Annotated in this window: 26 protein-coding genes, 1 tRNA gene and 1 riboswitch; of the genes, 20 read left to right on the plus strand and 7 right to left on the minus strand. The window is 48.6% G+C overall.

Features of this window, described 5'->3' with window-relative positions; all coding sequences use genetic code 11:
* Nucleotides 1-48: 48 nt before the first annotated feature.
* Genes ftsH through glyA form a run of 3 tightly spaced genes read left to right on the plus strand, consistent with a single transcriptional unit; the run spans nt 49 to nt 5,090 of the window.
* The gene (gene ftsH, locus NIA71_RS14695; protein WP_269477880.1) at nt 49-2,241 is read left to right on the plus strand and encodes an ATP-dependent zinc metalloprotease FtsH; all 2,193 of its coding nucleotides are present in this window, start codon (nt 49-51) and stop codon (nt 2,239-2,241) included.
* Nucleotides 2,242-3,807, plus strand: coding sequence for a PucR family transcriptional regulator (locus NIA71_RS14700; protein WP_253020800.1), 1,566 nt, complete (start codon nt 2,242-2,244; stop codon nt 3,805-3,807).
* A 32-nt stretch (nt 3,808-3,839) separates the two neighbouring features.
* A complete protein-coding gene (gene glyA, locus NIA71_RS14705; RefSeq protein ID WP_253020801.1) occupies nt 3,840-5,090 on the plus strand; it encodes a serine hydroxymethyltransferase in 1,251 nt (416 codons plus the stop codon).
* A 751-nt stretch (nt 5,091-5,841) separates the two neighbouring features.
* Here the strand turns inward: glyA and NIA71_RS14710 are convergent.
* Nucleotides 5,842-6,018 carry a hypothetical protein gene (locus NIA71_RS14710; protein ID WP_253020802.1) on the minus strand — a complete coding sequence of 59 codons (177 nt, stop codon included), beginning with the start codon at nt 6,016-6,018 and terminating at the stop codon, nt 5,842-5,844.
* A 239-nt stretch (nt 6,019-6,257) separates the two neighbouring features.
* On the opposite strand from NIA71_RS14710, the gene NIA71_RS14715 reads away from it, so the two are divergent.
* From NIA71_RS14715 to dusB, 5 genes are all read left to right on the plus strand, one after another.
* Nucleotides 6,258-7,799 (plus strand): acyl-CoA carboxylase subunit beta, encoded by a 1,542-nt coding sequence (locus tag NIA71_RS14715; protein WP_148397024.1) that lies wholly within the window; start codon nt 6,258-6,260, stop codon nt 7,797-7,799.
* Between the two features lie 11 nt (nt 7,800-7,810).
* Nucleotides 7,811-8,224 carry an OadG family protein gene (locus NIA71_RS14720; RefSeq protein WP_148397023.1) on the plus strand — a complete coding sequence of 138 codons (414 nt, stop codon included), beginning with the start codon at nt 7,811-7,813 and terminating at the stop codon, nt 8,222-8,224.
* Between the two features lie 36 nt (nt 8,225-8,260).
* Nucleotides 8,261-8,656: a biotin/lipoyl-containing protein gene (locus tag NIA71_RS14725; protein WP_253020803.1), complete on the plus strand. Its 396-nt coding sequence runs from the start codon at nt 8,261-8,263 to the stop codon at nt 8,654-8,656.
* A 148-nt stretch (nt 8,657-8,804) separates the two neighbouring features.
* Entirely contained in the window at nt 8,805-9,596 is a 792-nt protein-coding gene (locus tag NIA71_RS14730) for a type III pantothenate kinase (protein ID WP_148397021.1), read from the plus strand.
* On the plus strand, nt 9,593-10,552 hold the full coding sequence (gene dusB, locus NIA71_RS14735) for a tRNA dihydrouridine synthase DusB (protein WP_367177893.1): 960 nt from the start codon (nt 9,593-9,595) through the stop codon (nt 10,550-10,552). Before NIA71_RS14730 ends, dusB begins: the two co-directional genes overlap by 4 nt.
* A gap of 44 nt (nt 10,553-10,596) precedes the next feature.
* Here the strand turns inward: dusB and NIA71_RS14740 are convergent, their stop codons facing one another.
* From NIA71_RS14740 to NIA71_RS14750, 3 genes are read right to left on the minus strand one after another with little or no spacing between them, the layout of a single operon-like run.
* Nucleotides 10,597-11,385 (minus strand): ABC transporter permease subunit, encoded by a 789-nt coding sequence (locus NIA71_RS14740; RefSeq protein ID WP_253020804.1) that lies wholly within the window; start codon nt 11,383-11,385, stop codon nt 10,597-10,599.
* Nucleotides 11,372-12,262, minus strand: coding sequence for an ABC transporter ATP-binding protein (locus tag NIA71_RS14745; RefSeq protein ID WP_253020805.1), 891 nt, complete (start codon nt 12,260-12,262; stop codon nt 11,372-11,374). Before NIA71_RS14745 ends, NIA71_RS14740 begins: the two co-directional genes overlap by 14 nt.
* Complete coding sequence (locus NIA71_RS14750) at nt 12,249-12,878, minus strand: TetR/AcrR family transcriptional regulator (RefSeq protein ID WP_253020806.1); 630 nt, start codon at nt 12,876-12,878, stop codon at nt 12,249-12,251. The genes NIA71_RS14745 and NIA71_RS14750 overlap by 14 nt, the downstream gene beginning before the upstream one ends.
* 160 nt (nt 12,879-13,038) lie before the next feature.
* On the opposite strand from NIA71_RS14750, the gene NIA71_RS14755 reads away from it, so the two are divergent.
* From NIA71_RS14755 to NIA71_RS14765, 3 genes are read left to right on the plus strand one after another with little or no spacing between them, the layout of a single operon-like run.
* Nucleotides 13,039-13,359, plus strand: a complete 321-nt coding sequence (locus NIA71_RS14755; protein WP_148397017.1) for a PadR family transcriptional regulator — start codon at nt 13,039-13,041, stop codon at nt 13,357-13,359.
* The gene (locus NIA71_RS14760) at nt 13,352-13,972 is read left to right on the plus strand and encodes a DUF1700 domain-containing protein (RefSeq protein ID WP_148397016.1); all 621 of its coding nucleotides are present in this window, start codon (nt 13,352-13,354) and stop codon (nt 13,970-13,972) included. The genes NIA71_RS14755 and NIA71_RS14760 overlap by 8 nt, the downstream gene beginning before the upstream one ends.
* A complete protein-coding gene (locus NIA71_RS14765) occupies nt 13,965-14,828 on the plus strand; it encodes a DUF4097 family beta strand repeat-containing protein (RefSeq protein WP_253020807.1) in 864 nt (287 codons plus the stop codon). Before NIA71_RS14760 ends, NIA71_RS14765 begins: the two co-directional genes overlap by 8 nt.
* Before the next feature lie 492 nt (nt 14,829-15,320).
* Here NIA71_RS14765 and NIA71_RS14770 read toward each other — a convergent pair whose 3' ends face one another.
* Together NIA71_RS14770 and NIA71_RS14775 are read right to left on the minus strand one after the other, a co-directional pair.
* Nucleotides 15,321-16,484 carry an iron-containing alcohol dehydrogenase gene (locus NIA71_RS14770; protein WP_148397014.1) on the minus strand — a complete coding sequence of 388 codons (1,164 nt, stop codon included), beginning with the start codon at nt 16,482-16,484 and terminating at the stop codon, nt 15,321-15,323.
* Between the two features lie 87 nt (nt 16,485-16,571).
* Nucleotides 16,572-17,117: an NADH peroxidase gene (locus NIA71_RS14775; protein WP_148397013.1), complete on the minus strand. Its 546-nt coding sequence runs from the start codon at nt 17,115-17,117 to the stop codon at nt 16,572-16,574.
* 190 nt (nt 17,118-17,307) lie between these two features.
* Between NIA71_RS14775 and NIA71_RS14780 the strand changes: the two genes are divergently transcribed.
* The 5 genes from NIA71_RS14780 to NIA71_RS14800 all read left to right on the plus strand — a co-directional run bounded on the left by NIA71_RS14780 (nt 17,308) and on the right by NIA71_RS14800 (nt 22,939).
* The gene (locus NIA71_RS14780) at nt 17,308-18,555 is read left to right on the plus strand and encodes an ABC transporter substrate-binding protein (protein ID WP_253020808.1); all 1,248 of its coding nucleotides are present in this window, start codon (nt 17,308-17,310) and stop codon (nt 18,553-18,555) included.
* A complete protein-coding gene (locus NIA71_RS14785) occupies nt 18,555-18,779 on the plus strand; it encodes a NifU family protein (protein ID WP_148397011.1) in 225 nt (74 codons plus the stop codon). The genes NIA71_RS14780 and NIA71_RS14785 overlap by 1 nt, the downstream gene beginning before the upstream one ends.
* Before the next feature lie 16 nt (nt 18,780-18,795).
* Nucleotides 18,796-20,019, plus strand: a complete 1,224-nt coding sequence (locus NIA71_RS14790) for a CapA family protein (RefSeq protein ID WP_148397010.1) — start codon at nt 18,796-18,798, stop codon at nt 20,017-20,019.
* A complete protein-coding gene (gene pepV, locus NIA71_RS14795; protein WP_253020809.1) occupies nt 19,991-21,427 on the plus strand; it encodes a dipeptidase PepV in 1,437 nt (478 codons plus the stop codon). The genes NIA71_RS14790 and pepV overlap by 29 nt, the downstream gene beginning before the upstream one ends.
* Before the next feature lie 117 nt (nt 21,428-21,544).
* Nucleotides 21,545-22,939, plus strand: coding sequence for a DEAD/DEAH box helicase (locus NIA71_RS14800; protein ID WP_148397008.1), 1,395 nt, complete (start codon nt 21,545-21,547; stop codon nt 22,937-22,939).
* A 115-nt stretch (nt 22,940-23,054) separates the two neighbouring features.
* Here the strand turns inward: NIA71_RS14800 and NIA71_RS14805 are convergent, their stop codons facing one another.
* On the minus strand, nt 23,055-23,735 hold the full coding sequence (locus NIA71_RS14805) for a hypothetical protein (protein ID WP_253020810.1): 681 nt from the start codon (nt 23,733-23,735) through the stop codon (nt 23,055-23,057).
* A gap of 149 nt (nt 23,736-23,884) precedes the next feature.
* On the opposite strand from NIA71_RS14805, the gene NIA71_RS14810 reads away from it, so the two are divergent.
* The 4 genes from NIA71_RS14810 (at nt 23,885) to NIA71_RS14825 (ending at nt 26,199) form a co-directional block, all read left to right on the plus strand.
* On the plus strand, nt 23,885-24,376 hold the full coding sequence (locus NIA71_RS14810) for an RNA polymerase sigma factor (RefSeq protein ID WP_290446012.1): 492 nt from the start codon (nt 23,885-23,887) through the stop codon (nt 24,374-24,376).
* Nucleotides 24,369-25,112, plus strand: a complete 744-nt coding sequence (locus NIA71_RS14815) for a zf-HC2 domain-containing protein (protein ID WP_253020811.1) — start codon at nt 24,369-24,371, stop codon at nt 25,110-25,112. Before NIA71_RS14810 ends, NIA71_RS14815 begins: the two co-directional genes overlap by 8 nt.
* A 74-nt stretch (nt 25,113-25,186) precedes the next feature.
* A riboswitch (FMN riboswitch) is annotated at nt 25,187-25,316 on the plus strand.
* A 104-nt stretch (nt 25,317-25,420) separates the two neighbouring features.
* Complete coding sequence (locus NIA71_RS14820; RefSeq protein WP_253020812.1) at nt 25,421-25,993, plus strand: ECF transporter S component; 573 nt, start codon at nt 25,421-25,423, stop codon at nt 25,991-25,993.
* Between the two features lie 129 nt (nt 25,994-26,122).
* A tRNA-Pro gene (locus tag NIA71_RS14825) sits at nt 26,123-26,199 on the plus strand.
* Nucleotides 26,200-26,241: the final 42 nt, after the last annotated feature.

Raw genomic sequence — 26,241 nt, forward strand, 5'->3', positions numbered from 1 at the left:
GATATTAGAACAAAATTTAAATAAAAACCGACACGGGAGGACGGAAATTTGAAAAGGTTATCAAAAAATATAGGAATTTACCTGATCATCTTTGGACTGGTACTTGCCATGGCATGGTTCTACAGCAGCGGTTCCGACAAGGATGCGGAAAAGGAAGTTTCTTTTTCCACAATGGCTGAATACGCGGCGGACAGCCAGATCTCGGAGATTAATATCACAGAGACCAAGATCAGCGCTACGTTGAAAGATGACAGTCAGGTATACGCATACGCATCCAATGTGGTCGACTTGCAATGGTTCAACGAGAAATACGTGTATCCGCAGATTGATGCCAAAACGCTCAAGTATAAGACCGACGAGCCTCATAAGGAATCGATCTTCATCACCCTGCTGCCAACCCTGATCATGATCGGGGCGCTGGTTTTCTTCTTCTTTATTATCATGAACCAGAGCGGTGGAGGCGGCAAAGCCATGTCCTTCGGCAAGAGCAAAGCAAAATTGCAGAAAGACAGCGACCTGAGAAAGGTGACGTTCAAGGATGTTGCCGGCCTGGATGAGGAAAAAGAAGAGCTGGCGGAAGTGGTGGACTTTCTGCGCAACCCCAAGAAGTACAACAGTCTGGGCGCACGGATTCCAAAGGGAATTCTGCTTGTGGGCCCCCCGGGAACTGGTAAAACTTATATTTCCAAAGCTACTGCCGGAGAGGCAGGGGTTCCTTTCTTTACCATCAGCGGTTCTGACTTTGTGGAAATGTTCGTCGGAGTCGGCGCCTCCAGAGTCAGAGACTTGTTCGAGCAGGCGAAAAAGAATTCGCCCTGTATCATCTTTATCGACGAAATCGATGCGGTGGGCCGCAAGAGAGGCGCCGGCCTGGGCGGCGGCCACGATGAACGGGAACAAACCCTCAATCAGCTGCTGGTAGAAATGGACGGCTTCGGTGAGAATATGGGAATCATCATACTGGCTGCGACCAACCGGCCGGATATCTTGGACCCGGCTCTGCTCAGACCCGGCAGATTTGACCGCCAGGTTGTGATCGGCGCGCCGGATATCAAGGGAAGAGAAGAGATTTTCAAAGTTCATTCGAGAAACAAACCGCTGGCAGACGAAGTGGACCCCAAAGTTCTTGCCAGACGGACTCCGGGTTTTACCCCTGCGGATATCGAGAACATGCTCAATGAAGCGGCTCTTTTGACAGCCAGAAGAAATGGAATTAAAATCCGTATGGATGAGATCGAAGAAGCGATTACAAAAGTAATCGCAGGTCCGGAAAAGAAGAGCAGGGTAATCAGTGAAGAAGAACGAAAACTGACTGCTTTCCATGAGGCTGGTCATGCGGTAGTCGCCCACTCTCTGCCGAAAACCGATCCTGTTCATCAGATCACCATCGTGCCGAGAGGCCGTGCTGGTGGATTTACAATGATCCTGCCCAAAGAGGACAAATATTACGGCACCAAAACCACCATGCGCGAGCAGATTATCCATCTGCTGGGCGGGCGTGTAGCGGAAATGCTTACCCTGGACGACATCAGTACGGGAGCCAGCAACGATATCATGCGGGCGACGGAAATTGCCAAGGATATGATAACCAAATATGGTTTCAGCGACAAGCTGGGACCTGTCAACTACAGCTCATCGGATGAAGTGTTCCTGGGCAAGGATTTCTCCACCAGGCAGAACTACTCAGAAGAAACTGCTTCTGAGATCGATGAGGAAGTTAAAAATATTGTAGAAGCTTGCTTCGAAGAGGCAAAAGCGATCCTGACCGAGCATCTGGATAAACTTTATACGGTGGCCGAAGCGCTGCTGGAGATTGAGACGCTGGACGGCGAGCAGTTCGAGCTTTTGTACAGCGGAAAGATGACTGCCAAAGAGCTGGCTGACGATGTGCTGGACAAAGAGAACCAGCGCCGTGAAAAGAACGCAGCCGAAGCAGAAGAAGCTGCGAGAATTCTTCGGGAACAAGAAGAACGGGAGGCCAGAGAAGCGGAAGAGGCGCTCAATAGTATGGTCCTGGATAAGGACGGTGAAGAAAAAAATTGGGTTACAGAAGGCGAGGAAGAGCCGGATGACGACGATATGCCCAGTGAAGAAGAACTGGCAAAGTATGACGAAGACTATTTCGCCGATGACGATGAGGAAATGGATGAAGAGTCAGAGGATGAGGGTGACCCCCAGTCCGTAGAAGCGCCAGATCAAGACAGTGAAAAGGCTTCGGAGGAAGATAAAGAGGAAAAATAAATGAAAGTTACAGTAAAGGATTGTCTGGAGTTAAGAGCCTTTAAGGGCGCCAGGGTAGTGGCAGGCAGAGCGGCCCTTGGCAATGACGTGAAAGCGGTTTCTGTTCTAGAAGCTACCGCGCCCAAAGAAGTGGCGGCTTATGCCGACGATAAAGGTGAGCTTCTTCTGACTGGTTTCTTTGCGGTCCGAGACGATGTCTCCCAGCAATGCCAGATTGTAAAGCAGGTGGCTGCTGACGGCCATGCGGCTTTGGTCATATTCTATGTGGGCACGGTTGTGCCCGCTCTTGATAAAAAGGTGATCCAGGCCGCGGAAGCAGCCGATCTGCCGCTGATTGTGATGCCGAAAGACAGCCGCGCCCACTACTCCCATGTGATTACGCAGATCATGGAAAAAGTCCTTTACAGCGATAATTTTAGCAACCGGCTGATCAGCAATACCATTTTCCATTTGCTGAACTTTGAAAAACACAGCAACTTTCAATCGGCGGTCCGAGAGGCAGCCATTAATAATGACTTTCAGCTGATTCTCCTCAGTGAAGATTTCAACCCCATCTTGTCCGTTGAGACGCGCCATAAGGCGACGATTGCAGAAGCCATTCGTATGGGAAAAGAGCGGGAAGTGGAAAAACAATCGGAAGTATACACAATGATCGATGTGAATGGGGTCCTTACCTATTGGGGCCCGGTAACGATCAATAATGATAAATACTTTATGTTCATCGTGGACAACGAAGATTCCTATTCCGCAGGGGAGATCACCAAGCTGGCCGAAATCATCGAGCTGGCTATGGGCATGTGGAAATATACTCCGGAAAGAGATGCAAGAGCAGAATTCATCAAAGCCCTCATGCGGGGCAACAAGAGTCTGGCTTACACCTTGAAGGACGAGGCCGGAATCGAAGGGGACGATATACTCAGCGTATTTTTTGCCAAAGGAATCAATCAGGGAATCCTGACTGAATTTGAAAAGCAAGAAGGACTGCATATCATGAAAATCAGCGAGGCCGATGAAACTTACGGCATGATTTTGATTGATCGAGATGACCCGGATGTGGATATTGACGGAAAGAGCAGCTGTGTCAAGCTGTTTAATAAGTTAAAAGAGGACAAGACTGTCCGTATTTTCCATGTAACCGGATTGGATGGAATTGAGGGTGCAGGAGACGCATACAGGCTGATCAGCGAGAGTTGGTCCTTTGTACAAAACGTCTTCCCTTATAAACGAGTATTTACAAAATACGAACTGGCACTGGTGAGCAATTGCATTAATATCCAGCTCCAGGGCGGCTATGTGAAAAAAAATTATCTGGAACTTTTGGAACCCTTCAAGGGCGCGGGAGAGAACAAAGGAAAACAGCTGCTGGATACGCTGGAAACCTTTGTCCTGGATGCCGGGATGAACAGCGGCAAAACCGCTGAATTTATGGGGATTCATACTAACACAGTTCAATACAGGCTGAAACGGATTAACGATGTGCTGGGCGTGGAAATTACCGGAAACCGGGTTATTCCCGGGCTGACGATCGCACTGGCTCTCAAACGCCTTGAGCGGGTGGTTAGTTAATATATTTATGGTAGAAAAAAGGAGAACACGGAATGTATTTTAATTACTTGGACAAGGCTGATCCTGAGATCAGCGCCGCCATCAAACGGGAGATCGGCAGACAGGAGACAAAGATTGAAATGATCGCTTCTGAAAACTTTGTCAATTATGAAATCATGGAAGCGGCAGGAAGCGCTCTGACCAATAAATATGCGGAAGGCTATCCGGGCAAGCGGTATTACGGCGGCTGCGAATTCGTCGATGAGGTGGAGGCTATGGCCATTGAACGGGCCAAGGCGCTCTTCGGCGCAGACCATGCCAACGTTCAGCCTCACTGCGGCGCCAACGCCAATACGGCCGTTTACCAGGCGGTTTTGGAATATGGAGACACGGTTCTGGGCATGGATTTATCCAACGGCGGACATTTATCCCACGGATCCCCCGTCAATATTTCCGGAAAATCCTACAACTTCGTCCCATACGGACTGAACCCGGAAACGGAAAAGATCGATTTTGACAATGTGCGTGAGCTGGCGCTCAAACATAAGCCCAAGCTGATTGTGGCAGGAGCCTCCGCTTATCCGAGGACCATTGAAACGGACAAGTTTAAGGCCATTGCCGATGAAGTAGGCGCGATTTTAATGGTGGATATGGCTCATATTGCCGGTTTGGTGGCAACCGGTCATCATCCCAACCCGATGGAGTATGCTGATATCGTTACCAGCACCACCCATAAGACACTGCGCGGTCCCAGGGGCGGCTTGATTTTATGCAAAGAAAAGTATGCCAAGGCCATCGACAAAGCAATTTTTCCAGGAACCCAGGGCGGTCCGCTGATGCATATTATCGCTGCCAAAGCTGTCTGCTTTAAGGAAGCTGCCGAGCCGGAGTTCAAAATATATCAGCAGCAGGTGATCGACAATGCGCAGGCTTTGGCAAAAGCACTGATTGCAAAAGGTTTTGATTTGGTTTCCGGCGGCACGGACAACCATTTGGTACTGGTAAACCTGGTAGGCAAAAACCTGACTGGAAAACGGGCGGAAAATCTATTGGACGAGGCAAACATCACGACCAATAAAAACGCAGTTCCCAATGATCCCCAGAGCCCATTTGTTACCAGCGGTCTCAGGCTGGGAACACCGGCCATGACCAGCAGAGGATTTAAGGAAGAGGATGTGGAAAAAACAGTGGAGGCCATGGCGCTTGTTCTGGATAACCCGGATGATCCGAAAGCCATGGAGCAGGCAAAAGCCATCGTCAAAGAGCTTTGCCAAACGTATCCGCTGCATACTATTCAGAAATAGAGTTTGAAATGCTCGCATATTGACGGCAGGCAAAACTGTTGGTGCGAACCCTTTACAATGCAGCAAAACAAAAAATATTGCAAATCCTATTCGAAACCGGCCTTTTGGCAGCCAATGTCCATATAAAATGGCGCTGCAGGCCGGATTGTATCCGGTGTTAGATGCAGGTAACCGCATGCAAGTCGCTTGTATGCGCCTATATGCAGCAAATAAATGAATTTTGCCATCCTGGCTTGCTGTGAAAACGGCAAAATGCCCTGTTCTTCTATGAACTTTGCATTAAAAACAGGCCATTTCGAATAGAAACCGGCCAAAAAAGTTTTTTTGCTGTTGGGACGGCCCGGCCCACGTGCAATTAAGGATGCTCTGGCACCCAGAGGCAGTGTTTACACTGCCTCTATTTTGATACCGTCATTCTCCAGGAGTTGAGGCCGGGAACAAATCATCGCGATCTGTGCCTGGCAGGCCTTTCCAGCGATGATTTCAGGCCTTTTTTACGGCCAATTCACCTATAAACAGCATGTAATTATCGCTTTTATAGCTTTTTTTCTTTTCCCACGATAAAAAATCATCGTAATCTTAGACAAAAACAAGCTCGAGCGATCATTTTACTTTTCACCCTTTACTAATCCGGGCCCGAAGGGCCCGCTCCTTCCATAAAAGGGATCGAAAAAAAGGGCACATCGCATTCGTTTTCATGAATGCGACGGCCCCCCTTAGAAATTCGTGTGCAATACGCGAACTGACTCGCCTAGCGCCGAGTATTGGGCCCCAGTCCTTCCTTCTTCGAATTGTGCCCCAGGTTTTGATTTTTTAGAGTTCCGGGAACTTCCCCTTCCTGCTCCTCAAGAATTTTTTTACCGAGACTTACAAGGCCTTTTGAAGTAAGTTCGCCCAGCTCTTTTGAAGTCATATCTCCAAGATCCATTTTATCACCTCCTACTAGATAGTGTGGGTAGAAACATACGGGTTATACTTGTCCTGGATACGATATTGCCGAAACTTTGAAAAAACGGCTGTCTCCCTTGTAAAGACCAGCTGGAAGAATAATGTATACAACGGAATTTTGGTTGCAAAAGAGCTTGAATTACGTTATAGTGAGGTTGGTGTACCATGCACTGATAAATATTTCACAAAACATCCAAAATACTTAAGGAGGAAATATATATGAACAAGCTTGAAGAACTTCGCCAATTGAAAGAAAAAATAGCTCAGGGCGGAGGACAAAAAAGGATCGATGCGCAGCACAAAAAAGGAAAGCTGACCGCAAGAGAGAGATTGAATGTTCTCTTCGACGAAGGAAGCTTTGTAGAAAACGATGTGTTTGTTTCTCACAGATGCACCAATTTCGACATGGCTGACACCAAGGCTCCTGGGGATGGCGTTGTTACTGGTTATGGTACAGTGGACGGCAGACTTGTATTTGCTTATGCGCAGGACTTTACCGTACTTGGCGGATCTCTGGGTGAATACCATGCAGAGAAGATTGTCAAGGTGCAGGGCATGGCTCTGAAAATGGGAGCACCGATCGTCGGCTTAAATGACTCCGGCGGAGCGAGAATTCAGGAAGGGGTTAACGCGCTTTCCGGATTCGGCAAGATCTTCCACAACAACACGATCTCTTCCGGCGTTATTCCGCAGATTTCCGTAATCATGGGACCTTGCGCAGGCGGAGCGGTTTATTCACCGGCCATCACAGATTTTATTTTCATGGTAGACAAAACAAGCCAGATGTTCATAACAGGACCGGAAGTCATTAAAACGGTTACTGGTGAAGATATTTCCGCCGAGCAGCTGGGCGGCGCTATGACCCATAACACGGTCAGCGGAGTTGCTCACTTTATAGGAACGGATGATACGGATACACTGATGCAGGTAAGAGAGCTGCTCAGCTACATGCCTTCCAACAATTTGGAAACAGCTCCGATCTATGCGACGAGCGACGACCCCAACAGAATGATTCCGGAGTTCAACGATATCATTCCGGATAACCCCAATAAAGCGTATGATATGTACGATATTATTACCAAGATCGCAGACGACGGTAAACTCTTTGACGTTATGCCCCATTATGCGAAGAACATGATCACCTGCTTCATCCGCATGGACGGAGCAACGGTAGGCGTTATTGCCAACCAGCCCAAGTTCGGAGCCGGATGCCTGGACATCAACGCATCCGACAAAGCGGCAAGATTTATCAGAAGATGCGACGCGTTCAACATTCCTCTGTTGACCGTGGAAGACGTACCTGGATTCCTTCCGGGAGCCGATCAGGAATACGGCGGAATTATCCGCCACGGCGCCAAGATGCTGTACGCGTACTGCGAAGCAACCGTTCCAAAGATCACCATGATCCTGAGAAAGGCTTACGGCGGCGCTTACATCGGAATGTGCAACAAGGAATTGGGCGCAGATCTGGTTATGGCCTGGCCGTCGGCACAGATCGCTGTAATGGGAGCCGCAGGAGCCGCCAATATCGTATTTAAAAAAGATATCAAAGCAGCCGACGATCCGGAAGCAAAGAGACAGGAAAAAATTGCTGAATACGAAGATCGGTTCAACAATCCGTACAGAGCCGCGGAGATGGGTTATGTAGATGACATCATCGAACCGGCTACAGCTAGACAGAGAATCATCAGCGCTCTGGATATGCTGAGCACAAAGAGAGAATCCTTACCTGCTAAGAAGCACGGTAACATTCCGCTGTAGGAGGTGGCATAATGAGCTTAATGGAGCAATTTGCAAATCCCGATGTGATGCATAACATGACTTTTGGAGAAAAGATGGCAGGGGCCGGGATCACGACCCTGATGGGAATGGGGATCACGTTTATCGTGCTGATCCTGTTATGGGCCTGCATCGCAATCATGACAAAATTTACATATCGTCCCAACAAGGGAGATAAGGCGCCGCAGAAGGCAGATGCCGCACCCGCTGCAGCCCCGGCAGCTCCCACAGGAGCGGCAGCAGTCACTGCCGATGACAGTTTGATCGCAGTCATTACAGCAGCGATCACTGCTTATGAGGGGGGCGCAAATAATTTCATCGTTCGGAAAATACGCAGAATATCCGGTGACACGACAGCATGGGGTGATGCTGGCCGCGCCGACTGCATTGACAGCAGAAAGTTTTAAGTGAAGGATTTATCAGGAAAGGAAGAGTAAACGAAAATGAAAAAATATAACATTACAGTAAATGGTACTGTGTATGCAGTAGAAGTTGAAGAAGTAGGCGGAGCAGCGGCACCAGCAGCGCCTGTACCGGCACCAGCGGCAGCGCCTGCGGCTCCTGCTCCTGCACCGGCAGCAGCCCCGGCCCCGGCAGCACCTGCTGCCGCAGCTCCGGCAGCGGGAGCAAACACGGTAAGCGCCCCGATGCCGGGAACAGTTCTGGAAGTGAAAGTTACACCGGGTCAGGCTGTAAATGCCGGAGACGTTCTGATCATTCTGGAAGCTATGAAAATGGAGAACGAAATCATGGCACCAGCAGCAGGAACCGTAGATACCGTACCTGCAGCCAAGGGCGCGTCCGTAAATGCCGGAGACGTTCTGGTTACTCTTAAATAAGTGAATTTGATTTGATGAATATACTGGCGGGCACATGCGACCCGCCAGTTTTCATTGTCAGGTATAAATATGCTCGACATAGCGCGCATATTGGAGTATAATAGCTTGCAGAATTCTAAAAAAGGCAGAGCAAAGGAGAAACAAAGCCATGCTACTAGCATTTGACGTAGGAAACACCAATATTGTACTGGGCGTTTTTAAAGAGGGGGAGCTGATCCAAAACTGGAGGCTGGAAACGGATAACAATAAGAGCGCCGACGAATACGGAATGGTGATCAATCAGCTGTTTCAGTACGAAGGACTGGACGTAGGGGAAGTGGAGGACGTGATCATTTCCACGGTAGTACCTTCCGTACTGTTCACGCTGCAGCATCTATCCATGAAATATTTTAATAAAAGAGCGATTGTCATCGGACCGGGTATCAAAACCGGCCTGGTGGTGAAATACGATAACCCAAAGCAGGTAGGCGCAGACCGAATTGTCAACGCGGTGGCAGCTCACGCCAAGTACGGCGGACCGCTGATCATCATTGATTTCGGAACGGCTACAACATTCTGCGCGATCTCAGAAAAAGCGGAGTATATCGGCGGTACCATTGCGCCAGGATTGAAAATCTCTTCAGAGGCTCTGTTCGAAAAGACTGCCAAGCTGCCTAAGGTCGAGCTGGAGGAACCGGGGAACGTAATATGCAGAAATACGATCCACAGCATGCAGTCGGGGCTGGTCTACGGCCATATGGGAATGGTGGACTATATTGTAAAAAAGATGAAGAAGGAACTGCAGGATTACAGCGAGTCGGAAGAACCGGTAAAGGTTATCGCCACAGGAGGGCTGGCTACTCTCATTGACAGCGGGATCGACTGCATCGATCATGTGGACAAGCTGCTGACTTTGGAGGGCCTGGAAATTATCCATAGGAAGAATAAAAGACAGAAATGATGAAAATAGGGAATATTGAGCTGGAAAACCCTTTCGTTTTAGCGCCGCTGGCCGGGATTACCGACGGTCCTGCCAGAAGTTTGGCAAAGGAGCAGGGGGCTGCCCTTCTGTACTCGGAAATGGTCAGCGCCAAGGGACTCTGGTACAAAGATAAAAATACAGAGCGTCTCTTAGAAATCTTTCCAGGCGAAGAGCCGATCGCCTATCAGTTGTTTGGGAGCGAACCGGACATCATCGCCCATGCGGCAAAAACCTTGCGGGGTCGTAAAAATGCGGCGTTTGATATTAATATGGGCTGTCCGGTGCCCAAGGTGGTAAAAAACGGCGAAGGCTCCGCACTGCTGAAAGATCCGGATCAAATATATGAGCTGGTAAAAGCGGCTGCGGATCATGCGGGAAAGCCGGTGACGGCCAAAATCCGCATCGGATGGGATCACGATTCCATCAACGCGGTCCAGACCGCCAAAGCCATTGAGGCTGCGGGGGCCGCTGCTGTTGCAGTTCACGGCAGAACAAGGCAGCAGTATTATACGGGCCATGCGGACTGGGATATGATCCGCAGGGTAAAAGAAAACGTCAATATTCCAGTGATTGGAAATGGAGACGTTTTTTCAGGCGAAGATGCCAATCGCATGCTGAAAGAGACCGGATGCGACATGGTGATGATTGCCAGGGGCGCCCTCGGGAACCCCTGGATTTTCCGCGATGCGATTGCCATTTGGAAAGGCGATGAAAAGCCGCCGGCGCCCTCCCTTGAGCAGCGGGTGCAAACCATGCTCATTCATTTGGAGCGGCTGACAGCAGTCAAGGGCGAGTATGCGGCCGTCAGGGAGATGCGCAAACATGTGGGCTGGTATTTAAAAGGGATCAGAGGTTCCGCGGCGGTAAGAAGGACGATTAACCGCATTACCGACCTGGAGGAACTGAGGCGGGAAATCGAGCGCATTGGCGAATGAGCCGGGAGGTTTGGTATGGGCTGAATGTGTATCTGCCTACGCACCTACACGCTGATATCCTTGCGCCGGAAATGCAGGAAAGCGATCAGCGCCGCTGCCAGCGTGTATACCATTCCCAATATGATCAGCTTGCCGTCCAGCGTCCCATCGGGAATAATGGAGGAAGCGTCCGCATATTTGAATGGCGTGATATATTTGAGCCAATCGGCCTGGCTGCCGATGTTTCCGATGATATTGAGGAAATACAGTAGAGCGGCAAAGCCAAGACCAAGTCCAAGCCCGGATCTACGCAAAAAGGAGGAAATGGCAAAACAGATAAGTGCGATTTCCAGCTGAAGCAGGAACTGGGCGATGTGAAAGAGGACAAACGCCTTAACCTCTATTTGTTCATCGATCAGAACAAAAGAAATCAATGAACAGGCGATGCAGATTGCATTAAAAAGAATCAATTGGCAGATCAGGGCAGCCAGCTTTTCCCAAGTGACCCTCATGCGGCTGATGGGATGGGTGAGGAGAAATTCCGCCGTATGACCGGCCTCCTCCTTAGCCAGGCTGCTGATCCCCAGCAGAGCCGCGAAAAAAGCACCGCCGATTCCCAGAACATTTCCGCATTCGATACCGTAAAAGCCCATCACCGAACCCAAACTCAGCTTATCCATGCCAAAGGCTTCGGTAAAACCCCCCATCTGAGAAAAGATTTTGTCGATACCGCCCATCTGCTTTCCCATTTCCGGGTACATGAGCATACAGATCAAAATCATAAAACCGACCACAGCGCTCCAAATCAGCAGCATCCTGCGGCCCTGCCGCAATTCATGTCTAAATAAGATCATTGGACCCACTCCTTTCATGATAAAAGTGCATAAAGATTTCTTCGATATCCGGTTCGGATATCGAAAGGTCCTGGACAGGAAGGGCATTCAGCGAGGCGATCAGCGACTTCATCTCCCCCTGGTATAAAAAGCGGACACTTTCTGCGCCGCAGTCCACATCGAGGATACCATCGATGGCCGGCGGCGTTTGAATCCCGTGAACCTCCACTTTCCGCGCCGATGTTTTGGAAAGGGCTTCGACTGAGCCATGCACGACCAGCTGCCCGTCCCGGATAATGGCGGCGCTATGGCAATGACGCTGAATTTCTGAAAGCACGTGGGAAGAGAGAAAGACAGCGGCACCTTCTTTGTTCCGCTCTTCCACCAACGAAAAGAACTCCTTCTGCATCAGCGGATCCAGCCCGCTTGTGGGTTCATCCAGTATGTACAGCTGAGGGCGGTGCTGGAAGGCACAGACAATTCCAACCTTTTTCCGGTTTCCCAGAGACAGCTCCCGAATTTTCTTCTCTTTATCCAGCATAAAACGGTCACAGAGCAAGGCAGCTTCCCGGCTGCAATCTTTCTTATGCAGTTTGGCTGAAAGCTGGATCATTTCTTTTACCCGCAGACTATCATAAAACATGGCTTCCGACGGCATATAGCCGATTTGAGCCAAAATCGACGTTCGCTCCCGGCCGCAATCCATATTGAGAACCTTGGCGGTTCCCGATGAAGGGGAAATCAGACCCAGCAGCAGGCGGATCGTCGTACTTTTTCCCGCTCCGTTGGGGCCGATGAAACCGAAGATTTCTCCCTCCGAAACGGACAAATCCAGATCAATGATCCCCCGGGATTTGCCATAGTATTTTGTCAGACCTTTTGTTTCAATTATGTTCATCCCAATATTCCTCCTTATAAAAATGACGGCGCAGCAAATCCATATAGGACAAAAATTCTTCATTGAGCGCTTCCAGGTCTGCCAGCTGCTGCGGCGTGCGGCTGCGCATAAAACCGTCCGACATCCAAAGGATGATATCCAGGGCCTGGTCCGGGGAAATGCTTTCTTTGAATTTGCTGCCGTCGGTGCGTTCCAGGACTGTGGTGCGGCTGGCGGAGATAATGTCTCTGAACCTGGTATCTATCTGTGCTTCTACGGCGTCATCGTGTTCCAGATAGGCTCTCACCAAAAAGGAAATTAGATCCGGATGCTGATGAAGCACCTGAACTTTCGCCATCTGTGCGCTGATCAGAGCTTTGAAAAAATCCGTCTCCTCAGAATCGTAGTACCGCCTCATTCCCTCAATCAGGGACTTTTCCGCATATTGATAGAGGTGGAGATACAGCTCTTTTTTGCTGCCGAAATAATGAAAAAGCAGGCCCTTGGAAATACCGGCCAGCCGGGTGATCTCCTCTGTTGACGCTTTTTTATAATCATTTTCCGCAAACACATGGAGCGCAGCGTTTATAATCGCATTTTGTTTTTCGACGGGCAGGTTGTAAAATTTGTCGTTCATAAAAAAACTCCTTTTCGTTGACCAAATTGGTCAACAACAGTATAACAGCATTGACCGAATTGGTCAATAGAAAAGTTTGCATAATCTGCTTGACAAATAATATTATACGTCGTATAGTATTAGCAGATGAACAATATAATAAAAGAAAGAAGGATGCTCTATGGGATTTAAAATTGATTCAGCCCTTCTGGAAGCGTGTGTATTGTCGGTCCTTTCAAAAGAAGATACCTATGGATATGTGTTGACTCAATCCATGAAAAAAGTTCTGGATATATCCGAGTCAACCTTGTATCCGGTGCTGCGGCGCCTGCAGAAAGAGGATTATCTGCGGACCTATGACCAGCCCTATCAAGGTAGGAACCGGCGTTACTATACGGTAACAGAAAAAGGGCTTACACGATGTGAAATGTATAAGAAAGAATGGAAAGTTTACAAGGATCAAATCGATTCCTTGCTCAACGGGGGTGAAGATCATGAATAGACAAGAGTTTATGAACCGGCTGGCCGCCGAGTTATCAAAGCTGCCGAAGGAAGAGATTCAGGCAGCGATGGAATACTACAGTGAATATTTTGATGAGGCCGGACCGGAACGGGAAGCAGAGACTATCCAGGAGCTGGGAAGTCCATCTAAAGTTGCGACCCAGATTAAGGCTGATTACGCTGTCCGCCAGCTGGATCACGACAATGGCCGCCAGAGCACCAAAAAAGGGCTGTCAGCGATTTTATGGGTGATCATGGGCATCTTTGCGGCGCCGGTCGCCTTGCCGCTGGCGATCGCTCTGGGGGCCGTAGCCTTTGCCGTCTTTATCAGTATCTTTGCGGTGATCGCAGCGCTGCTTGCCTGTCTGATCGCATTCTGCATCGGCGGCATTGCTCTTGTCGCCATCGGATTTGCCGGGCTGGCCGGAAGCGTGGCGGGCGGTATGATGCTGATCGGCATGGGGCTTGTAGCCGCCGGTCTAATGGCAGTTTTGTGTGTAGGTGTTGTGATAGGTGCCAGGGCCCTCATCCGTTTGACTGCAAAAGAAATGCAGAAGAGCAGTCAGAGGAGACGGGAGAAAAAGCTGGCAAAGGAGGGGCATGGAAATGAGTAAGAGAATGAAAACCTTTTTAATGGTCTGCGGAATCGTGGTCGGCGCAGGACTGCTTCTCAGCATTGCCGGCGCGGCCTTGGGAGGAATTCGGGGTTTGGCCAGTGTTGAGGAGCGGGTTCCATGGATCAGCCTTACCGGCGGACAGCAAGAGCATCAGAATGGAGCGACAGAAGCCTTTTCTTCCATCAATGTGGATTCGGACCTGGGCCGGGTGGAATTTGTCCAAGGGCAGACCTTCGCAGTGGAAACCAGTTATGACAAAGCCATGGGCGCACCCAGGGTTTCTGTGGAAAACGGTATCCTGAATGTAAAGCCATCCGGGAAAAAAATCCGCTGGTTTAACTTGAATCTTTTCAATCTGGGCGACCACAAAGATACGGTGATAAAAATTTATTACCCCCAAGGTACAGCCTTTGATCGCGTTGAGATTGACAGCGATATGGGGGATGTAAAGCTCAATGATCTATCGGCAAAAACGCTGCACATCGAGTCGGATGCGGGAGATGTTACCATGAACGGGATTATAGCCGGAGAACTGGACCTGCGTGCCGATATGGGCAGTATCCAAGGGGCCAGCATTAAATCTTCCTCTGCCTCGATTAAGCTAAATGCGGGTGATATGAATCTCTCCGGAGAATTTGCAGGAATGACGAAAATCGACGGTGACATGGGGGATTGTACTTTGACCACCTACCTACCGCAGGATTCCTATTCCATAAAAACGCAGACGGACTTGGGGGACTGCTCCATTAATGGAAAGAGCGTGGGCAGCACTTATCTTGCGGAAAATCCGGCGGCGGCCAATCATATTGAGACGAATTGCGATACTGGAGATACGGAAATTAACTTTATATAAAAAATCAAGTGTGTATTGTAAAATAAAATCCCGCAGGGACGTCCAGTGCGGGATTTTTTATAATACAGGAAATATCGATTGCGTAGCATTTTCTGTATTTCAAAAAAGTTTACCTTGTGAAAGTGAGCGCGAAGCGCGAATAACGTTTCCAGAGGAAACTTTTTTATATTAGGGTGAGACTACGGCAATCGGAATATGGGGCGGCTGCGGCTTGGAGAGGGGGCGTGGGGATCTTTGAGAAAAAAATAAAAAAAGATTTCACTTTTTGCGCAGGTTTCAACAGCCAGACGCTGTCAGATCCGACTTGAGTTTGCGCGGGCAGTCAAGTTGGCGGGGTCAGCCCTCGCAAACCCACAACTTCGCGTAAAAAATAAAAAATTTTATAAAAATTTTCCGGGACCCTGGCCTGTGGATTCGGAGCTGAACCCATAAAGAAAACGCGACTTGCAAGTGGCAAGCCGCGTTTTCGTAAGTTCCAATATCGCAAAAAAACTAGCGATAGGATTTCTGATAAATTTTCACGACATCTTCATCAGACAGAGAAACCGGGTCGCAGGCAAAGAGCCTTCCCATGGACTCTCTGGCATTAACCGCATATTTATCCAGTTCTTCTTGTTTAATTCCGTAATCGCTCATTTTCAGCTGGTCCACGCTGCAGTCCTTCTGCAGCTGTGCTAACGCATCTATAAAGTCGCCGGCATCCTTGGCATGGTGTTTTCCCATGGCTTTGGCCATCTTGATGTACTGCTCGTCGCAAGCGCTGGTTTTGACAAAGTGGTCGTGATAAGCCAGACTGATCATAATCAGTCCTGCACCGTGGGGCAGGCTGTGATGATAAGCGCTGAGGGCGTGTTCCATGGAATGCTCCGAGGTGCACATCATAAAGAATCCGGCCAGTGTGTTTGCCAGAGCCACGTAGCTGCGGGCTTCTTCATTGCTTCCATCCTTGACCGCCGTCGGCAGGTATTTGGCAATATATTCGATGGCTTTGAGGGCGAACATTTCACCCATCGGATTTTCGTATTTGTTGATAACGCTTTCCACTGCATGAAAGAGGGCGTCGAATCCCTGATAAGCCGTCAGCATCGGCGGGATGGTCATCATCAAGTCCGGGTCCACCACTGAGATGGCAGGATAGAGTTTTTCATTGACATACCCGCATTTTTCATTGGTCTCCTCTTTGGTGGTAACGGTAGCAGCATCGGCTTCCGAACCTGTTCCTGCAGTGGTGGTAATGGCGACGATGGGAAGAGGATCGCATACCAGCGGCAGTCCCTTGCCCGTCTTGCCGCCGTTATAATCCCAATAATCGCCGGGATTGGTGGCCATGACGGCAATGGCTTTGGCTGCGTCCATGCTGCTGCCGCCGCCCAGGCCGACAACGAAGTCACAGCCTGTCTCCTTAGCCAGCGCGCCGCCTTCCATCACGTGGCGAAGCACTGGATTGGGCAGAATCTTATCAAAGAGAACATGCTCACAGCCGGCTTTTTCAAGCTGCTCTTCCACGCGGGCCAGATACCCGTTGGCCTTGGTTGATTTTCCGCTGCTGATGACGATCAGCGCCTTTTTTCCGGGCAGAGCCTGCTTGTGCAGGCCATCCAGCGCTCCTTTTCCGAACAAAATCCGGGTGGGAATATAATACTGAAATTTTTTCATCGGTTTCTTCACTCCTTACATAAAAACGTGGTTTCCTGTATAAAGAAAAAAGGATGCAGACACGCCGCATCCTCGTTATGTTTGATTTTAGCCAAAATATCTCTTAAGTAAACCTTCAAAAGCACAGCCGTGTCTTGCTTCGTCCTTAGCCATTTCATGAACCGTATCGTGGATTGCATCCAGATTCTGGTCCTTAGCCATTTTAGCCAGAGCTTTCTTGCCTGCGCAAGCGCCGTTTTCTGCGTCTACACGCATTTCCAGATTCTTCTTGGTGGAATCCGTAACCACTTCTCCCAGAAGCTCTGCAAACTTGGCAGCGTGCTCAGCTTCTTCCCAAGCAGCTTTTTCCCAATAAAGTCCGATTTCCGGATATCCTTCTCTGTGAGCGACTCTCGCCATAGCCAGATACATACCAACTTCGGAGCATTCCCCATTAAAATTATCTCTAAGGCCCTGCACGATTTCCGGATCTACATCTTTGGCAACGCCGACTACGTGCTGGTCAGCCCATTCTCTTTTACCTTCTTCAACTTTTACAAATTTTTCGGCGGGCACTTTACACTGTGGGCACTGAGCTGGTGGTTCCGGTCCTTCGTGCGTGTATCCGCATACTGAACAAGTCCATTTCATAATTTTCTACCTCCCAATAGTTTAGTCTTAATTTACTCTAATCTAGTTATACCACCATTATATGGAATGAAACAACCTTTTTTTGCAGCAGACTTTACCTTTTTGCAAAAAACAGGTATAATTTGATGTACATGTAACTTAGAGGGAAATGTTTGGAATTAGAGAATACAGGCAAGAAGGTGAAGAGGACAGCATGTCAAAGGCGAAAAAGATAATGGCCGGCATCCTTGCGGCAGGTGTTTTTTCCTTGTCACTGGCAGGATGCACGACGTTTAATAACTTTAAAGAAGCGTTTATAAATAAAAACGCATCATCGGACGATACTATAAGAATCGGGGTTTACGAACCAATGAGCGGCGCCGATAAGGAGCAGGGAGAGCTGGAGGTTCGGGGGATTGAACTAGCTCATGATCTTTATCCCAATGTCTTGGGAAAACAAGTAGAGCTGGTCTATGCGGATAATAAGTCAGATCTTGATGCAGCCGAAACTGCTATGGCGGATCTGATTAAAAAGCAGCCTCTGGCTGTTTTGGGCAGCTATGGCAGTATTTATTCGCTGGTAGCCAACGGATATCTGGAGGCGGCCAAGATTCCCGGTATCGCAATAACCAATGTCAATCCGCTGGTAACGAAGAACCACCCTTATTATTTCCGGGTATGCTTTGTGGAATCCTATCAGGGCGAGGCTTTGGCCCGCTATGTCTATGAGCAGCTCAAAGAAAAGAAAAGCGGGATCCTGCTGCCGGATGATGATGATCAGGCTACGGCAATGGCCAGCAGCTTTAAAGACAAGTTTGTCCAATTAACGGGGGATGGAGAAGCCATAGCCGTTTATCAAAAATTTAAGACAGGAGATAAGGACTTTTCACAGCAGCTGCAGGCGATTGCCAATTCCAGGGTGAGCACGGTATTTCTCCCGGGAGATATCCCCGATGCGGCAGCGATTCTCAAACAGGCGAAAAAGATGGGGATCAGCAATGTGACTTTTTTAGGTGACAGCGACTGGTCGACGGACGAATTTATGGACATTGCCGGAAAATACATTTACAATAACGTTGCCTTTTCCACACTTTATACGGAGGATGAGGCGGTGACACAGACTTCCCGGCAATTTCTCGATGCCTACAGTAAAAAGTACGGCAAAGACGAAACTGCGGCAGCTGAAACGGCATTGGGATTCGATGCGTATTTGCTGCTCATTCATGCCATCGAGACCGCAGGGGCGAATTGCACCGGCGAAGATGTCCGTGAGGCCCTGGCCCAGACGGCCGACTTTTCTGGCGCCTCCGGAAAAATTACCTTTGATAGCGTCGGAGATCCTAAGAAATCCGTTGTTATAAATACAATTGCTAATAAAAAAATCAAGCCCATATGTACGATTGATCCGGTAGAACCGGAGAAAAATGTTAAGAAAAAAGAGAAGAAAAAGGAGAATGAATAATGGAACAGAAAATCAAAGAAGGTTTAGAACAGATCAGACCCTTCCTACAGAGAGACGGAGGAGATATTGAGTTCGTGGAGTATACGGACGATCATATTGTAAAAGTGAGACTGCAGGGACATTGTGCGGGATGCCCGGGAGCGCAGATGACGATCAAAGGAGTCGTTGAGAGAATCCTTATGGAAAGCTATCCCGAAATCAAAGGCGTAGAAGCAGTTCAGTAGTTTTACGGAAGAGAACATGGAAAAAAAGACAAACAAATTAAAAATAGGAGTCTTTAGCGCGCTGGCCCTGGTTTTTCTAGGGCTGGCTATTCTTTTAGCCTGGACAAAAATATCGGGTGCAGTGCCTGCCGGCTCTCCGGCTGGAGAAACAGCGCCGCCAAAGGAGATTCCCCTCTCCATTCTATGTGTGGGCGACATTATGTCCCACAACCCCCAAACCAATGCTGCTTATGACTCGGATAAAAAAGAATATAATTACGACAACAATTTTCAATATGTAAAATCATATATTGAGGAGGCTGATCTGGCGTTGTGCAATGTGGAGACAACCTTCGCGGGCAAGCCCTATTCGGGTTTCCCTAACTTCAGCTCACCCGACGCCCTTGCGACTTCGTTGAAAAATGCAGGCTTTGATGTGGCGATTACCGCCAACAACCATATGGCGGATAAAGGCCTGGACGGAATACTGCGGACTCTGAAAGTACTTAAAGAGAATCAGCTTCCGACAGTTGGCAGCGTGAAAGAAGAGGCCGATGAACGGTATCTGATTCAGGACGTGAAGGGTGTCAAAGTGGGCATTGTAGCGTTTACTTATGAAACCGGATCAGGCAGCGGAGGCGTTTCCATCAACGGCAGCGCAGTTTCCGATGAAGTGGCGGCCCGCATCAATTCCTTTAACTTCAACACGCTGAAAGAAGATGGCGAGAAGATCAAGGAAGCCATTGATCAAGCCAAAGCCGCAGGAGCGGAAGTGATCGCAGCCTATTACCATTGGGGAGAAGAGTATCAGAAGTCCGCCAATAAGCATCAGAAAGAACTGGCACAGATGACGGCCGATCTGGGTGCAGATATTATTTTTGCCTCCCATCCTCACGTGCTGCAGGAAACTGCCTGGCTTAAGGCCGGCGATTCGGAGAAAAAGGTGCCGGTTTTTTACAGCATGGGCAATTTTATTTCTAACCAGAGGACAGAAACGTTGAATAATCGTTACACAGAGCAGGGTGTGATCGCCCAGGTGGATCTTACATATGTGGAAGGCAGTGGAATCAGCCAGATTTCCATGAGTGCTGTGCCCACTTGGGTAGATAAGTATTATTCTGACGGTAAACAGGTCTATGCGGTTGTTCCGCTGGATGACGGGCTGAAGGACAACGAGGCTTTGGCGGCCTCGGGACATTTGTCCAGGGCAAAGCAGGCCAGGGAGGATGCAAATGGAATACTTGCAATCGATAATCAGTAACATAGAAGCAAACAAAGAACAGATGATCAAGACGCTGCAGGAGCTTGTTCAAATAAAAAGCGTGGCCGAAGAGATGGAAGGCCAATATCCCTTCGGGGAAGGCGTTGAGCAGGCCTTTTCCTATATGCTGGAAAAAGGAACTTCTGAAGGCTTTGCAGTGAAGGATGCGGACCATTACGGGGGACATATCGACTTGCCTGGAAACGGCGGCGACGTCATGGGAATTGTCGGCCATCTGGATGTGGTTCCGGAAGGTACGGATTGGGATTACGATCCCTATGGCGGCGAGATCGTGGATGGAAAGATTTACGGCCGGGGTACGATGGACGATAAAGGTCCGGTGGTGGCATCCTTCTATGCCATGAAGGCGGTGAAGGACAGCGGCGTACCTCTCAAAGATACCGTGCGCTTGATTTTGGGGCTGGACGAAGAGACCAACTGGAAAGGGATGAAATATTACCTGGAGAAGGTGGCACCGCCTGACTACGGATTTACGCCTGACGGCGATTTTCCAGCCATTCATGGGGAAAAGGGCATTCTGGTTTTTGAAATTGCCAAAAAGTTTGGCAGCAGCGCTTCCAAAGGGCTGGAACTCCGCTCCCTAAGCGGCGGTAACGCAGCCAACATGGTTGCGGACCATGCCAGAGCCGTGGTCCGCGATACGGCGGGCGGAGGCTATGAGACGATTAAGGAAAAGGCGGCGGCTTTTCGCCAGCAGCATCAGGTGAAGCTGAAATGCAGAGGCATCGGCAAGAGCCTGGAGATTACGGCAGAAGGCGTCTCCGCCCACGGCGCCAAGCCGGAGCAGGGCGAGAATGCCATCTCTATTTTAATGGATTTTTTGGGAAACCTGAACTTTGCCAGCGATGATATCAATGAATTAATCGAGTTTTATAATACCTACATTGGTTATGAATTGGATGGTCAATCCCTGGGCTGCGGCTTTTCGGATGAGCCGTCGGGCAAGCTGGTGCTCAATGTGGGGATGGCGGCGGTGTCCACTCAGGCCGCATCCTTTACCATCAATGTCCGCTACCCGGTGACCTCCAGCGATGAGGCGGTCTATGAAAGCATCATGCCGGTGCTGGATCGCTATAATCTGGGCATTGTCAAGGAAAAGCACGAGGAACCGATCTATATTCCTGAGGATGATCCCATGATCGCCACGCTCATGGATATCTACAAAAGGCAGACTGGTGATGAAAACAGCAGGCCGCTGGTGATCGGAGGCGGCACCTATGCCAGGGCGATGAAGCATGTGATCGCCTTTGGCGCCAGGTTTCCTGGTGAGCCGGAGCTGGGGCATCAGAAAAACGAATGCCTAGCTGTGGAAAGCCTTGTAGCTATGGCCAAAATTTACGCAGAAGCAATCTTCCGCCTAGCAGCGGACGAAGAAGAAAATAGTTGACTTGAACGGCAATTATAGCGTATACTAATTAAGAATCGTAAAAAAGAAGCCGACGCTCCAGTAAACGAGCGCCGGCTTTTCTTGTTTGTAAGTAAAAGGAAAGATAAGAGTATTTGAATGGAACAAATGAATTATAATCAATCGGGACTTAATCAGGGAATTCTTCATGCAGTGGCGGAAATGGGTTTTGAGCAGATGACACCCATCCAGCAGAAGGCGATCCCAGTGATGATGGAAGGCAAAGATCTGGTCGGCCAGGCGCAGACGGGTACGGGAAAGACCGCGGCATTCGGCATTCCGCTGATCCAGAAAATCCAGCCGGACAGCAGCGGCGTTCAGGCCCTGGTCTTATGCCCCACAAGGGAGCTGGCCATCCAGGCTACGGAAGAATTGCGGCGGTTTTCTAAATATATGAAGGGCGTAAAAATTGCTCCCGTTTTCGGCGGGCAGGATATGTCAAAACAGATACAGATGCTGAAAAGCGGAACAAAAATCGTCGTCGGCACGCCGGGACGAGTTATGGATCATATGCGGCGCAGGACCTTAAAACTGGACGGAATCCAAACGGTGGTGCTGGATGAAGCCGATGAAATGCTCAATATGGGATTCCGCGAGGATATTGAAACGATCCTGGAGGATACGCCGCAGGAGCGCCAGACCGTATTGTTTTCCGCTACCATGCCCCAGGCTATTCTCAATATTACAAAGAAATATCAAAGGAATGCAGCTCTGATTAAAATTACCAAAAAAGAACTGACTATTCCCCTGATCGAGCAGTTTTATTTCGAGCTGAAAAGCAAGGATAAAACGGAGGCCCTGTGCCGCCTGCTGGATGTCCACGACCCAAAGCGGGCGCTGGTATTCTGCAAAACCAAGCGGGGAGCCGATGCCTTGTCGGGAGAGCTGAAAGGAAAAGGGTACCCTGCAGAACCGCTCCACGGAGATTTGAGTCAGGGTCAGCGAAACGCGGCTATGGCCCAATTCCGCCATGGCAAGGCAAACATTCTGGTAGCAACCGACGTGGCGGCTAGAGGTTTGGATGTGGATGATGTGGAAGCGGTCTTTAATTATGACATCCCCCAGGAAGAAGAGGCTTATGTCCACCGGATCGGCCGCACCGGCCGCGCGGGTAAGGAAGGCAAGGCTTTTACCTTTGTGGTCGGAAAAGAGATTTATAAGCTGCGGAGCATCGAAGGCTACTGCAAAACCCGGCTGGCCAAGGGAACTCTGCCGTCGGCCACATCGGTTATGAAGCAGAAATCGGATAAAATTCTCAATCAGGCAGTCCGATTGGCCGAAGGCCATAATCTGCAGCTGACCGGCAGCATGCTCCATAAGAAAGCGAAGGAAAGCGGCTACCCCATTGAATACTTGGCCGCAGCGCTTTTGCAGATGCAGATGGGCGATGAAATCACGGAGATCAGTCAGGAGCCCCACTGGGCTGCAGCACCTGCTAAAAAGAAAAAAAGAGACGGAAAGCGGAAACGCAATCCAGGACGTCGCAGAAATTAATCCATCCGCTGCCGGGCATGACTCCCGGCAATCAAAGAGACCGGGCGCTGCATGAAAGAAGTGATTTGCTTCAGCTTCATGCAATGCCCGGCCTCTCTATGTTTATCATGTACGACTAATCATCGATCGCTCTAAAAGTGCCTTTAATCGTTGTATAGGAAGATGCTCCTTTTGCTTTGATCCCGGAAATGGAATAGTTATACTTCTCGCCGTAGGTCAAACCGCCGACCCATACTTCCAGATCGTCGCTGTCCTTATCGGTGATCCTGGTGCTGTAAGAGTTTCCATTGGAATCTGTAATCTTAACTTTTGGGTTTTTCCATTGCACTTTGGTTTTGAAATCAAAGCTTACTTCCTGATCTTCGTAGTCGTAGTCAATGTCTTTCATCTTAATATTGTTCTTTGCCGATTTGGCTGCCGGAATTTTTACTTTTCCCTTCACAGAAGTGTATTTTGATGCCTTGGCTTTTTTGATACCTTTAATAGTGAATGTGTATTTTTTCCCCTTTTTGTATTTTTTGATTTTAAATTCCAGCTCATCATTATCCTTGTCCCGGATAGAAGCCTTATACTTCTTGCCGGAATTGTCCTTGACCGTTACTTTGACTTTTTTATACTTGACCTTACCATAAAAATCAACTTCGACTTTTCCTTTGCCGTCATACTTGATTTTTTCGATCTTCGGCGCCGACGAACTGGCGGCGGATACGGTTCCGGTAGTAAAGATTCCCATGGTCATGATCATAGCCAGCGTCAGAATGATGGCAGTGGCTTTCCTTGCGATACCTGTATTCATATTACTCCCTCCTTTATATGCTTCTTGATTATGTGTTTATTAAACCACGGGAAGATTAAAGAAACATTAATGAACGAAAAATTTTGTGGTATGCTTAAAAAAGCTGTAACGTTTTTCCGTCTGAGGAGTCATATAGCTAAAGAGGTGAGATGGTGAAGCATTTTGATGAAATCTACAATCAATATTTTAAAGACGTCTATAAATATATTTTTGCTTTGAGCCAAAGCAAAGAGACTGCGGAAGAAATCACGCAGGAAACCTTTTTCAAAGCGCTCAAGGGAATCGATTCTTTTCGTGGTGACTGCGATCTGCGCGTGTGGCTTTGCCAAATCGCCAAGCATACTTATTTAAGAGAATTAAAGAAAGATAAACATGTGGCTGGAGAGCTGGATCTGGAGCAGCCGGACCGAACGGATACAGAGGCGGATTTTATTAAAAAAGAAAGCGCCCTGCAAATTTATCAAATCCTTCATCATATGGAGGAGCCGTACAAAGAGGTCTTTTCTGTCCGGACCTTTGGCGAACTGCCGTTTAAAGAAATTGGGCAAATTTTCGGCAAAAGCGAAGGCTGGGCCCGAGTGATTTATTATCGGGCCAAAGTGAAGATTCAGGAAAGGTTGGAGGAGGAACAGCATGAATAGATTGGAATGCAAAACAGTAAGAGATTTGCTGCCGCTGTATATGGACGGTATCTGCAGTGAGGAGAGCCAAAAGCTTGTGGATGAGCATCTGGCGCAATGCAGTGATTGTAAAAAAATATTCGAACAAATGAACATGCCGGTCGAGGCTCCCATCACTGCTGATGAAGGGAAAAGCGCTTTACAGAGAATAAAAAAGAAAATCCGAAAAAAGTATGTGATCCTGGCTGTTATTACAGCGCTTTTGGCAGGCCTTTGGACGGGGCTATCGATCTTTATGCAGCTGGTGGAAACGCCCATGTCCTATGAAGAGGTAAAGGTTTCGGTGGTGCAGGATAAAAAAACACCTACTAAGTATAACTTGACTTTTAGCGGACCGTCATACGAAGGTCTCTATGGGGAAGCCGAGCTGGTGGCGGAAAATGAACAGTATGAATATTTGGCGGAGGTTATTCACTGTACCAGCTCTATGTGGAGCAGGACCTTTAAAAGAAAACCCATGAAAAATGAGGTGACCATGACCTTTTCTTCTGATCCGGAGGACAGTGTGGACGGCGTTACACAATTTGAGGATGGGAGGGAACAGAAAATGAGAACCGTGGCCGCATATTATCAGGCCACCCCCGGTTCGCCCCGTTATCTACTATGGGTATCCGATGATTTTAAGGATCGGGTCTATCGGCAAATCGATGAATGGAATGCGGTGGCCGGAGAAAGAATTGTAAAGGCGGATCAATAGGGGGATTAAAACGCATTTTACAACAAAAATTTGACAACGCCCCGATTTCCCACTATAATATTATCGTAAAAACAAATCTGTTTCAGGGCGAGGCGAAATTCCTCACCGGTGGTAATGAGCATGAGCTACGAGTCCACGAGCCTTTTTGGCCGAACGGGTCAGATCCCCGTACCGACGGTATAGTCCGGATGAAAGAAACACGGATACGGTTCTTGTATTTAGTGACTTTGCCCTGGAATTTATTCCAGGGTTTTTTAGTGACCTGACAGATTCCTGAACTTATTCATAGAAAATGGAGGAATCAAAAAATGAGCGAGGCAAAAATGGGAGAGAACTTAAATCAAAGCGGACACAGACAGTCCAACTCAGTGAAATTGGCCAAGATGGGCATGCTGGTAGCCATATCGGTTGTATTGGTATATTTTATACATATCCCAATGTTTACGGCATTTTACGAATATGACCCGGCGGATATTCCAATTCTGATCGGAACCTTTGCTTTCGGACCTTGGGCGGGGCTCCTTCTGACAGTGGTGACTTCTGTCATTCAGGGACTTACGGTCAGTTCAGCCAGCGGGGTTTATGGAATTCTGATGCACGTGATCGCCACAGGAGCATTTGTTCTGGTAGCAGGGTTTATCTACAGAGGCGAAAAGACTAGAAAAAAGGCGATCATTGCACTTCTTTGCGGAGTCCTGGCCATGGTAGTGATAATGGTCCCGGCCAACATTCTGATTACACCGTATTTTATGGGCGCACCAAGATCAGCAGTCGTGGCCATGATTCCGGTTATTATCGCCTTCAATTTTACAAAGGCAGGGATCAATGCAGTGCTGACCTTCTTCCTTTATAAGAGAATATCTAAATTCCTGCACAAATAGAGATTCATGTAATTGTCCATATAAGAAGATACCCGGCGGATTATAAAATTCTGCCGGGTATTTTTAAATTGGTGGTTGTCAATCCGATTTTATGTGGTAAAATAGAAGAGAATCTGAAATTCGCAGCGGCTGGGTGTGGCGCAGTTTGGTAGCGCGCGTGGATGGGGTCCACGAGGCCGCAGGTTCAATTCCTGTCACTCAGACCAGTAAGACAAGTTTCAACTAAGAGAAAAGTTGGAACTTGTCTT

The organism is Ihubacter massiliensis, from assembly GCF_024125305.1.
GTDB lineage: Bacteria > Bacillota > Clostridia > Peptostreptococcales > Anaerovoracaceae > Hominibacterium > Hominibacterium faecale.

What these genes read in the sequence shown, in the direction of transcription:
- NIA71_RS14700 (WP_253020800.1), top strand. Translation starts at nt 2,242, where the DNA reads ATGAAAGTTACAGTAAAGGATTGTCTGGAGTTAAGAGCCTTTAAGGGC.
- glyA (WP_253020801.1), top strand. Translation starts at nt 3,840, where the DNA reads ATGTATTTTAATTACTTGGACAAGGCTGATCCTGAGATCAGCGCCGCC.
- NIA71_RS14710 (WP_253020802.1), bottom strand. Translation starts at nt 6,018, where the DNA reads ATGGATCTTGGAGATATGACTTCAAAAGAGCTGGGCGAACTTACTTCA.
- NIA71_RS14715 (WP_148397024.1), top strand. Translation starts at nt 6,258, where the DNA reads ATGAACAAGCTTGAAGAACTTCGCCAATTGAAAGAAAAAATAGCTCAG.
- NIA71_RS14720 (WP_148397023.1), top strand. Translation starts at nt 7,811, where the DNA reads ATGAGCTTAATGGAGCAATTTGCAAATCCCGATGTGATGCATAACATG.
- NIA71_RS14725 (WP_253020803.1), top strand. Translation starts at nt 8,261, where the DNA reads ATGAAAAAATATAACATTACAGTAAATGGTACTGTGTATGCAGTAGAA.
- NIA71_RS14730 (WP_148397021.1), top strand. Translation starts at nt 8,805, where the DNA reads ATGCTACTAGCATTTGACGTAGGAAACACCAATATTGTACTGGGCGTT.
- dusB (WP_367177893.1), top strand. Translation starts at nt 9,593, where the DNA reads ATGATGAAAATAGGGAATATTGAGCTGGAAAACCCTTTCGTTTTAGCG.
- NIA71_RS14740 (WP_253020804.1), bottom strand. Translation starts at nt 11,385, where the DNA reads ATGATCTTATTTAGACATGAATTGCGGCAGGGCCGCAGGATGCTGCTG.
- NIA71_RS14745 (WP_253020805.1), bottom strand. Translation starts at nt 12,262, where the DNA reads ATGAACATAATTGAAACAAAAGGTCTGACAAAATACTATGGCAAATCC.
- NIA71_RS14750 (WP_253020806.1), bottom strand. Translation starts at nt 12,878, where the DNA reads ATGAACGACAAATTTTACAACCTGCCCGTCGAAAAACAAAATGCGATT.
- NIA71_RS14755 (WP_148397017.1), top strand. Translation starts at nt 13,039, where the DNA reads ATGGGATTTAAAATTGATTCAGCCCTTCTGGAAGCGTGTGTATTGTCG.
- NIA71_RS14760 (WP_148397016.1), top strand. Translation starts at nt 13,352, where the DNA reads ATGAATAGACAAGAGTTTATGAACCGGCTGGCCGCCGAGTTATCAAAG.
- NIA71_RS14765 (WP_253020807.1), top strand. Translation starts at nt 13,965, where the DNA reads ATGAGTAAGAGAATGAAAACCTTTTTAATGGTCTGCGGAATCGTGGTC.
- NIA71_RS14770 (WP_148397014.1), bottom strand. Translation starts at nt 16,484, where the DNA reads ATGAAAAAATTTCAGTATTATATTCCCACCCGGATTTTGTTCGGAAAA.
- NIA71_RS14780 (WP_253020808.1), top strand. Translation starts at nt 17,308, where the DNA reads ATGTCAAAGGCGAAAAAGATAATGGCCGGCATCCTTGCGGCAGGTGTT.
- NIA71_RS14785 (WP_148397011.1), top strand. Translation starts at nt 18,555, where the DNA reads ATGGAACAGAAAATCAAAGAAGGTTTAGAACAGATCAGACCCTTCCTA.
- NIA71_RS14790 (WP_148397010.1), top strand. Translation starts at nt 18,796, where the DNA reads ATGGAAAAAAAGACAAACAAATTAAAAATAGGAGTCTTTAGCGCGCTG.
- pepV (WP_253020809.1), top strand. Translation starts at nt 19,991, where the DNA reads ATGGAATACTTGCAATCGATAATCAGTAACATAGAAGCAAACAAAGAA.
- NIA71_RS14800 (WP_148397008.1), top strand. Translation starts at nt 21,545, where the DNA reads ATGGAACAAATGAATTATAATCAATCGGGACTTAATCAGGGAATTCTT.
- NIA71_RS14805 (WP_253020810.1), bottom strand. Translation starts at nt 23,735, where the DNA reads ATGAATACAGGTATCGCAAGGAAAGCCACTGCCATCATTCTGACGCTG.
- NIA71_RS14810 (WP_290446012.1), top strand. Translation starts at nt 23,885, where the DNA reads ATGGTGAAGCATTTTGATGAAATCTACAATCAATATTTTAAAGACGTC.
- NIA71_RS14815 (WP_253020811.1), top strand. Translation starts at nt 24,369, where the DNA reads ATGAATAGATTGGAATGCAAAACAGTAAGAGATTTGCTGCCGCTGTAT.
- NIA71_RS14820 (WP_253020812.1), top strand. Translation starts at nt 25,421, where the DNA reads ATGAGCGAGGCAAAAATGGGAGAGAACTTAAATCAAAGCGGACACAGA.